The sequence below is a fragment of the Stenotrophomonas sp. YJH_SMC_79 genome (assembly GCF_059367995.1).
The window spans coordinates 536713-545991 of record NZ_JCAFRK010000002.1 but is presented as its reverse complement, the minus strand read 5'-3'; the positions used below and the strand labels follow the sequence as shown (position 1 = coordinate 545991).

7 protein-coding genes, 1 tRNA gene and 1 pseudogene are annotated in these 9279 nt (G+C 67.1%); 6 read left to right on the top strand and 3 right to left on the bottom strand.

The annotated features are described in order from the left end of the window. Positions 1-17 precede the first annotated feature (17 nt). On the top strand, positions 18-2057 hold the full coding sequence (locus tag AC5P57_RS09310; RefSeq protein WP_239503784.1) for a DUF4034 domain-containing protein: 2040 nt from the start codon (positions 18-20) through the stop codon (positions 2055-2057). An 88-nt stretch (positions 2058-2145) separates the two neighbouring features. Here AC5P57_RS09310 and AC5P57_RS09305 read toward each other — a convergent pair whose 3' ends face one another. Together AC5P57_RS09305 and AC5P57_RS09300 are read right to left on the bottom strand one after the other, a co-directional pair. Beyond that, positions 2146-4476 (bottom strand): TonB-dependent receptor, encoded by a 2331-nt coding sequence (locus AC5P57_RS09305; protein ID WP_262234805.1) that lies wholly within the window; start codon positions 4474-4476, stop codon positions 2146-2148. Between the two features lie 180 nt (positions 4477-4656). Further along, positions 4657-5238, bottom strand: coding sequence for a TetR/AcrR family transcriptional regulator (locus AC5P57_RS09300; protein WP_262234804.1), 582 nt, complete (start codon positions 5236-5238; stop codon positions 4657-4659). A 101-nt stretch (positions 5239-5339) separates the two neighbouring features. Here AC5P57_RS09300 and AC5P57_RS09295 point away from each other — a divergent pair, with 101 nt between their 5' ends. From AC5P57_RS09295 to AC5P57_RS09280, 4 genes are all read left to right on the top strand, one after another. Then, on the top strand, positions 5340-6395 hold the full coding sequence (locus AC5P57_RS09295; RefSeq protein WP_262234803.1) for a sugar phosphate isomerase/epimerase family protein: 1056 nt from the start codon (positions 5340-5342) through the stop codon (positions 6393-6395). 22 nt (positions 6396-6417) lie between these two features. Then, complete coding sequence (locus AC5P57_RS09290) at positions 6418-7311, top strand: alpha/beta fold hydrolase (protein ID WP_262234802.1); 894 nt, start codon at positions 6418-6420, stop codon at positions 7309-7311. Then, a complete protein-coding gene (locus AC5P57_RS09285; RefSeq protein ID WP_262234801.1) occupies positions 7301-8227 on the top strand; it encodes an alpha/beta hydrolase in 927 nt (308 codons plus the stop codon). Before AC5P57_RS09290 ends, AC5P57_RS09285 begins: the two co-directional genes overlap by 11 nt. A 94-nt stretch (positions 8228-8321) precedes the next feature. Next, a tRNA-Ala gene (locus tag AC5P57_RS09280) sits at positions 8322-8397 on the top strand. 61 nt (positions 8398-8458) lie between these two features. On the opposite strand, the gene AC5P57_RS09275 is transcribed toward AC5P57_RS09280, so the two are convergent. After that, positions 8459-8629 (bottom strand): hypothetical protein, encoded by a 171-nt coding sequence (locus AC5P57_RS09275; protein WP_262234800.1) that lies wholly within the window; start codon positions 8627-8629, stop codon positions 8459-8461. A gap of 161 nt (positions 8630-8790) precedes the next feature. On the opposite strand from AC5P57_RS09275, the pseudogene AC5P57_RS09270 reads away from it, so the two are divergent. Continuing rightward, positions 8791-9276 (top strand): annotated as a pseudogene (locus AC5P57_RS09270) (hypothetical protein). Positions 9277-9279 lie beyond the last annotated feature (3 nt).

Sequence of the window (9279 nt, the reverse complement as noted above, 5' to 3'; positions counted from 1 at the left end):
CGAAAGACGGCCTTTCCATGGACGACCTGGCCTGGCGCGTGCAGGCGCGCAGCGCACTGCAGGAACACGACCATGCAGCACTTGAGGCGCTGCTTGCCCCACACGAACAGGCCTGGCTGAACGGCGCCCGGCCGCTGCCCGGCATCCGCTGGCGCCTGCGCAACCTGCAGGACGCGGCGCTGCCCCTGGATGAACGCCTGCAGCAGGCGCAACGGTGGGTTGCCGCCGCTCCGCACAGCTACTACGCACACCTGCGCCTGGGTGCCTGCTGGGAATCGGCCGCTGGGGCCCTGCGCAGCGCCGACGTGGCCGCACTGGTGGAAGACAGCCAGTGGCTGGCCGCACAGCAGGCGCGCGACCACGCCGTGCATGCCTATCTGCAGGCAATTGCGCTGTCGCAGCGCCCGGCGCTGGCGCTGGATGGCATCAAGCGCATCACCAGCTACCTGCGCGAACCAAACTGGCTGCGCGCGCTCCAGGCGGGGCAACCGCCGGAGTCCGATGAAGCCGCCCTGGCCGAGCACTATCCGCAGGCGTGGCCGCAGGCGTTGCAGTTGCTGTCGCGCTTCGGTTCGCCCCTGCAGCACCTGCCGGAATGCCTGCCGCCGCTGTTGCGCGATCGCAGCGAGGACGATTTCGATGCCCCCCTCGCGTACTGGATGCGCCTGGTGCTGGAACAGCGTCCGGACGACCTGGGCACGCTGGAAGACACCCTCTACTACCTGTACCCGCGTTGGGGCGGCAGCCACGAGGCGATGGAGGATTTCATCGAAGGCAGCTGGTGCCGCGGCCTGGAGCTGGCACAGCGCAATGCGTTGCGCTGGTGCAAGGAACAGGACTGGATGGGCGAGCTGCCGCGTCGCGGCGATGCCGAAGCGGTGGCCGTGCACGAGCGCGCGTATGAACAGATCCTGGACTGGCACCTGGAGGGCTACGTGCGTGCTGAAGTCCTGACCCAGCGTGCCGCACTCCGCTTTCATCTCGGGCGCATCGAGGAGATCGAAGACCAGGTGCAATGGGACACCGGATGCATGCAGGCCGCGCTTGAGGACCTGCAGCACGCGTGGGCACTGGATCGTGACATGGTCCTGCACGGTGGTTTCAGCAGTCTGGAGGCCTGCACCTGGTTCGCCCATGTTGACGGCGCCGAAGCGCTGTTCGCGCAGGTCGTGGATTACGCCGCGCGCGAAGGCGATTCGGCGCTCGGCCTGCTCTGGGCGGCCACCGCCATCGAGCATGGGATGCTGGGCCAGGCAGCCGATCCGGCACGTGCCCGGCCCCTGCTGCAGCGCGCCCTGGAACTGGCGGCGCAACAGAAGACCTCCACGGTTACCTTTGCGTCCAACCTGTTCTGCGATGTCTCGCAGGACGCGGGACTGTCGTTGTTGCAGCGCATGGCCGACGACGGAGACGCCGGTGCGATGGCCGCGCTGTGCGACCTGTACAAGGGCCGGCTGGGCGGCCGCGACCAGCCGGACTTCGTTGATGCCCAGAAAGCCCTGTACTGGCAGGAGCGTGCCGTCGAAGGCGGCGACCTGATCGCCACCTACAACCTTGGCGTGCGCCTGGTTGCCGCCGGTGGCGCTGACAACGAAGCGCGTGCGCGCGAACTGTACCTGCGCTGCCTGCGCGAAGCCGACGCCGGTGAACGCGTGTGGGGCCCGGCCTGCCGCAACCTGGCCTGCCTGGCCTTCGATGGCCAGAACGACGCGCACAAGCGCGAAGCGGTCGAACGCGCCTTGATTCCGCTGTGGTGGCGCGGTGAGGACGATGACAAGCTGTGGGCGGCCGGCTACCTGGCCGACGTGTACCACTTCGGCAACGGCGTGCCGGCCAACGCCTTCCTTGCCCTGACCTGGCTGCAGCGCGCCAGCGAGATCGACACGGAGTACGTGGATGTGGTGCGCATGGCGCCGCTGATCAACGGCGAAGGCCGCTGGTTCGGCGCCAGCCGCGCGCGCAAGCAGCAGGCGCAGGACCGCCAGCAGGTGGACAGCGCCACCTGGGCCCTGACCTTCGGCCAGCGCAGCCAGGACAGCGACCTTACCGCAGTCTGAAACAACGAAAAGGGCGGCCCGGAACTCCGGGCCGCCCTTTGCATTCCAGCGGTGCGATGACGGGAGAACCCGTCACCGCGCCAGCGCCTTACCAGTTCATGTTCAGCGAGACACCCACGGTGCGCGGTTCGTTGTAGACCGCGGCCATGTAGTTCTCGATCACGCCCTTCAGGTTCTTCTCGTTGGTGATGTTGCGCGCGAACAGCGCCACTTCGTAGGCACCGTAGTTGCCCGAGTAGCCGATCTTCAGGCCACCCTCGAAGTCACCCTTGGAGTTGAACTCCTTGCTGTCGTACAGCACGAAGCTGGTGTAGCCCTGCTTGTTCCAGTCGGTGGAGACGAACATGGTGCCAGCGTCGCTGACCGGGAAGTCGTAACGGGCGGCCAGGTTCACGTTGTACTTCGGCGCATTCGGCAGCGGGTTGCCGTCGATCTGCGCGAAGGTGTTGGCGCCGACCTTGATGGTCGGATCATTCACCGTGCAGACCACCTGGCCGTTGAGGCCGCAGACCTGCGCGTACACGCGCTTGTCCTTGATCTCGCTGTGCAGCAGGCTCAGGCCAGCGCTCAGGGTCAGGTTCGGGATCGGGCGCAGTTCCATGTCCGCTTCGAAACCGTAGGCCTTGGCCTTGTCGGCGTTGAACAGCACGCCATTGCCGTCCGAATCGTTGCCGTTGAGCTGGATGTCGTTGACGGTGTAGGTGAACGCGGTGGCGTTCAGGCGCAGGCGGTTGTCCCACAGGCTGCTCTTCACGCCCGCTTCCCAGGACAGGATCGTCTCGGAATCGGCGGTGGTGAAATCGGCATTGAACACCGCCGAACGGCCCTGGATGGTCGGGCCGCGGAAGCCACGTGCGACCTTGGCGTAGACGCTCACGTCCGGCGTGATCTGATACATCGCGCTCAGATCCCAGCTCGGGGTGGTGTCGGACATCTTGACGTCGGTGCGGCCCTTGTAGGTAACCACGCCGGCAGCGGTATCAGCGGTCTTCAGCAGGCGCGTGTGCTTCTCGTCCTTGGTCTGGCGCAGGCCAGCGGTGACGGTGAACTTGTCGGTGAATGCGTAGCTGATCTGGCCGAAACCGGCCCACGAAGTGTTCTTGTTGCGCAGGCGCACCCAGTTGTTCGGGTTACGTGCCGCGCCCTGCAGGAACCACGCGCGCTGGTAGAAGTCGGTGGTGTCGCTGCCGTTGAAGTAGAACGCACCAGCCTGCCACTGCAGGGCGCTGTCATCATGGCTGGCCAGGCGGAATTCCTGGGTCCACTGGTCCAGATCACGGATGCGGCCCATCGACTGGCCATATCCGTTCGGCACGCCGTTCACCGGGAAGTTCACCGCAGCACCGCCGTCGGTGTCGCCACGGCTGTAGCCGGAGGTGGTCTCGTAGGCGGTGATCGAGGTGAAGTCGATCGCACCGAAGTCGTAGCGTGCCTTCACCGAGCCGCCGTAGGTCTTGTACGCCTGCGGGTTGTTGTCGGCTTCGTCGTAGGCGACCTTGTCGCGCGGCACGTCGGTCTTGTTCGAGCCCTTGGTCAGCGCACCGCGCAGGAACAGGGTCGAGGTGCCTTCATAATCGCGGGCGTGGGCCGAGGCCAGGATCGAGAACTGGTCGCTCGGGGTCAGCAGCAGCTGCGCGCGCACGTTGCGGTCATCGAAGCCGCCCATGGCGTTCTTCTTCGGGCTGACCGTGCCATCGGCACTCGGGCCCTTGTAGGTGTTGTCGACATAGTCGTCGCGGTGCTGGTACAGGGCCGACACGCGGAACGAGGCGATGTCGTTGATCGGGCCGCCGAAGCCGCCGTCGATCGACACGCTGTTGTAGGTCGCATAGCTGGCGCTGACGCGGCCGGTGTAGTCCTGGGTCGGCTTCAGGGTGTCGAACTTGACGATGCCGGCGGTGGTGTTGCGGCCGAACAGCGAACCCTGCGGGCCGCGCAGCACTTCCACCTGGTCGACGTCATAGACCGGGTTGGACTTCAGCACCACGTGCTCCAGCACTACGTCGTCCTGGATGATCGACACCGGCTGCGAGGCACCCAGGTAGAAGTCGATGTTGCCCAGGCCGCGGATGTAGAAGCGCGGGAAGATGCGGCCGGTGGTGGTTTCCGCATACAGGCTCGGCACGCGGCCGGACAGCGCCAGCAGGGTGTCGTCGCCGCCTGCGGTGAAGTCGCGCATGCGCTCGCCCTGCACCACGCCGACCGAGACCGGCACTTCCTGCAGGTTCTGCTCGCGGTGTTCGGCGGTCACGGTGATCGTGTCCAGCCCGGTCGGGGTCGGCGCGCTTTCCTGCGCGGCGGCACCGAAGCTGCCAACCAGGGCCAGGCCGGCACAGGCCAGTGCCAGCGGGTGGCGGCGGAAGGAAACAAGGGAAGACGACAGACCCGACAGGCGGCGGGAATCGGTATGGGAGGGCATGCAATGCTCTGAGGAGGCGTCCGTGCGGCCTGCGCGAGCCGGGCGGCAAAAAGGAGGAAAACTGCGCAAGCGGCCATTATCCCCCAAATTGTTACGATTTCGTTGCGCGGCACCCAAACCCGGCGAAACAAGCGGTTTCGGCACAGTCACCGGGCATTCCGCACGCCCTGAAGGCTTGACTCAGGGCAGCGGGCCCAACGCCACATCGACCATCGCCAGCAGCCGCTCGCGGCTGATGCCGTCACGCGCCTGCACCGAAATGCCGTGCAGCACCGTGGCGAAGTGATCGCCCAGTGCCTGCACCGCCACATCGCCGACCAGCTCCCCTTCGGACTGCGCCTGCTGCAGGCGCGCGATGATCGCCGCCGTACGCTGGCGACGATGGCTGGCCAACCAGTCCCGCACGCCCTCGCCATCGGGCGAGACGCTGCTGGCCGAGGACACCACCAGGCAACCATGCGGCCGCCCGCGCCGGGTGTAGGTCAGCACCGCTTCGCGCAGCATGGAGCCGATCGCCTCACGCAGCGTGGCCTGCTCCAGCGCGCGCGGCGCGAAGCCGCCCTCGCCTTCCTCGTACAGCGCAACGGCTTCGCGGAACAACTGCTCCTTGCTGCCGAACGCGGCGTAGATGCGTGCAGAGGCAATGCCCAGTGCTTCGGCCAGTGCCGACATCGACGTGCCTTCATAGCCGTGCTGCCAGAACAGCAGCATCGCCTTGCGCAACGCCTGGTCCCTGTCGAATTCGCGCGGTCGCCCTGCCATCTGCCTGCCTGCTCCAGTGAGGCGCGCAGTGTAACGCGGGTGTTGACCACCGCGAGGGCCGTGCCTATTCTTTGTCACTCGACAAACAATTGGAGCAACACATGCAGACCCTCAAGGGCCCCAGCCTGCACCTGGCGCAGTTCGCCGGCGACCAGGCCCCATTCAACTCACTTGCCGGCATTGCCGCGTGGGCCGCCGGCCACGGCTTCAAGGCCCTGCAGATCCCGGCCTGGGATGCACGCCTGTTCGACCTGGCCACCGCTGCCGACAGCCAGGACTACTGCGACGACCTCCGCGGCACCCTGGCCGAGCACGGCCTGCAGGTCAGTGAGCTGACCACCCACATCCTCGGCCAGCTGGTCGCCGTGCATCCCGCCTACGACGAACTCTGCGATGGTTTCGCACCCGAAGCACTGCGCGGCAATCCGAAGGCCCGCAGCGAATGGGCGCAGCAGCAGCTGCACCTGGCCGCCCGCGCGTCACGCCGTCTCGGCCTGCAGGACATGGGCACTTTCTCCGGCTCGTTCGCCTGGCCCTACCTGTTCCCGTTCCCGCAGCGCCCACCGGGCCTGATCGACGCCGCGTTCGACGAACTGGCACGACGCTGGCAGCCGATCCTCGATACCTGCGAGGACAACGGCATCAACCTCTGCTACGAGATCCATCCCAGCGAAGACCTGCATGACGGCACCAGCTTCGAGCGCTTCTTCGAGCGCGTCGGCCAGCACCAGCGCTGCCGCATCCTGTTCGATCCCAGCCACTTCGTGCTGCAGCAGCTGGACTACCTGGAGTACCTGGACATCTACCACCCGCTGATCCGCATGTTCCATGTCAAGGACGCCGAATTCCGTCCGAGCGGGCGCCAGGGCATCTATGGCGGCTATGCCGACTGGACCGAACGTGCGGGCCGCTTCCGCTCGCTGGGCGATGGCCAGGTCGACTTCAAGTCGATCTTCTCCAAGCTGGCCCAGTACGACTACGCGGGCTGGGCAACGCTGGAATGGGAGTGCTGCCTGAAGGACCAGGAAGCTGGCGCGCGCGAGGGCGCCGCGTTCATCCGCGACCACATCATTCCGGTCACCGACAAGATTTTCGACGACTTCGCCGGTGCACCGATCAGCACCGCGCAGATGCAGCAGATGCTCGGCATTGCCTGAGCCCCCAACGGAGCACTCCCCCATGACGACTTCCCTTCCCGCTGGCGCTGCCGGCGACGACGCTCTGCGCCACCACTACCTGCGCATCGATGGCCAACGCGTGCATTGCGTCGCCGCCGGCCAGGGCGAACCGGTGTTGCTGATTCCCGGCTGGCCGCAGACCTGGTATGCCTGGCGCCATGTGCTGCACGCCCTGGCCGAGGCCGGTTTCGAAGCCATCGCGGTTGATCCGCCGGGCATCGGCGAATCCGACCGCCCCGCCCACGGCTACGACACCGGCAGTGCCGCCGCCGTCCTGCACCAGACCATGCAGGCACTGGGCCACGACAGCTACCAGGTGGTCGGGCATGACATCGGCATGTGGATTGCCTATGCACTGGCCAGCGATCAGCCGCAGGCCGTGCGCCAGCTGGCGGTCACCGAAGCGGTGATTCCCGGCCTGGCGCCGGAGCCGGGCATCTTCGCTGCACCGGCCGACAACATCTTCCTCTGGCACTTCATGTTCAACCAGGTGGCCGACCTGCCCGAAGCACTGATCAGCGGGCGCGAGCGCGCCTACCTGGAATTCATGTTCGATCGCTGGTCGTATCGCCGCGATGCCGTGGCTGCCGACACCTACATTGCTGCCTATAGTCGCCCCGGGGCGCTGCGCGCCGGCTTCGCCTGGTACCGCGCGATTCCGGAAACGATCCGCCAGAACAAGCTGCGCGCGCGGCGTCGCCTGCCGATGCCGGTGCTGGCGATCGGCGCCGAACACGCCACCGGCGATGCGCCGATGCTGACCCTGCAACCGCATGCCGACAACGTGCGCGGCAGCATCGTGCCGGGCTGCGGCCACTTCATCATGGAAGAATCGCCGCAGGCATTTCTTGCACAGCTGCTGCCGTTCCTGCAGGAGGCACACCATGCAGCTTGAACCGGCGCTGCAGCAGTTCGTCGACGCCGTCGCGGCCCATCCGCTGCCGGAGGACCTGCGCGAACTGCGGGCGATCAGCGAGAGCGCGCTGCCACAGCTGCAGGGGGCGCCGCAGCCGGTTGCACATGTGATCGAACACACGGTGATCGCACGCGACGGGCATGCGTTGGACGTCCGCCTTTACACACCGGAAGGGCTGCCCGATGGACCGGCGCCGGCGTTGTTGTTCGCCCATGGCGGCGGCTGGTTCCAGTGTTCGCTGGCGGTCTACGACGGTCCCTGCCGCGCCCTGGCCAGTGCCAGCGGCAGCGTGATCGCCGCCGTGGGCTACCGGCTGGCGCCGGAACACCGGTTCCCGGTTCCACTGCATGACGTCGCCGACGCCTGGCACTGGTTGCAGGACAACGCCAGGCGCCTCGGGCTGGACCCACAGCGGCTGGCGATCGGTGGCGACAGCGCGGGTGGCAACCTCGCAGCCGCCTGCTGCCTGCTGCTGCGCGAACGGGGCCTGCCGCAACCGTGCCACCAGTTGCTGCTGTACCCGGCACTGGACGCCGGCATGAGCAGCGACTCCTATCGCGAGTACGCCAGTGGCTACTACCTCAGCGCCGAACTGATGCGGCGCTGCTGGCAGGCCTATCTTGGTGACCTGCACCCGCCGCTGGCACTGGCCTCGCCCGCCCACGCAACCGACCTGCGGGGACTGGCGCCGGCCTCCGTGCTCAGCTGTGAGCACGACCCGCTGCGTGACGAGGCCGAGCAGTATGCGCGGCGGCTGCAGGCGGCAGGTATCGACTGCACGCTCGAGCGGTTGCCCGGAATGATCCACGCCTGCATCCATCTGCAGGGAGTGGCTGATTCCACCGGCGTAGCGGTACAGCGCGCGGGCGATCTGCTGCGCCGGGCCCTGGCCTGAACCGGCTGGGGGCGGCGGCAGACCCACGCCTGCCGCCGTCCCGGCCCGGCGCTTGGCAAGCCCGGCAGGCAGCGCTACACTGAAAGCCTGCCGTGGGGCCATAGCTCAGCTGGGAGAGCGCGTCGTTCGCAATGACGAGGTCAGGAGTTCGATCCTCCTTGGCTCCACCACTATTCAGAAGAACCCGTAGATCTCCGTGATCTGCGGGTTTTTTCTTTTAGCGCCCGCGGCTCAGCCGGGCTCCTGGCCGCCATCCTTGCGCCGGGGGCTGCGCGAGTGCGCATCACGCACCTGTTGATCGTGCTGCCCCGGCCGCTGCTTGGCCACATCGTCCTGCTTCCTGTCCTGGCGGCTTTCCTGGATACCCTGCTTCGGGTCCTGATCCTTGCCTCGCTCGTTCATCGAAATCTCCCACGCCGGCGGCGGGCCCACGTTGCCCACCACGCTAGAGGTTGCCGGGTAAGCCGCAGGTCAGCCCTGCGCCAACGTCATGTGCAGGCACTGGCTTGCCGCCGCGGCATCCGCGCAGCCAGAATCCGAGGCACCACGCCCACCGGTATGCCATGCCCTCTTCTGCCCAGCACCCAGCCCACGCGTTGCCGATGCTCCTCGATGCGACCGACGGCAGCATCCGGCTCGGCAACCTGCCAACACTGATCGGCCCCGCCCTGTCACGGGATGAGGCGCGTGTCGCCTTGGCCACGCTGATGCATGGCGAGCGCGACGTCGGCACCGGCTACGTCTGGCTCAGCCTGCACCGGCTCAGCCTGGGCGGCGCACCCGCTGGCATCAGCCTGTGCTTCCACGGGCAACAGCTCGACATGGTGACAATGGGTGTCAGTCTGCCTGGTGCGACGTTGGAAGACGGCTGACCGACCCAGGCCGCGATCGATGCCGAAGTCGCCTTCATGCGTCGCACCCTGGGTGCGGCGCTGGGTCGCAAACTGGCCGGCGGCCACGCCCGGTTCGACTGGGGCGAAGCCTGGGCCCGTTTCGATCCGAAAGGCTTCATGGCCAGCAGCGGTATCCGCTACGCGCCACGCCCCTGACCC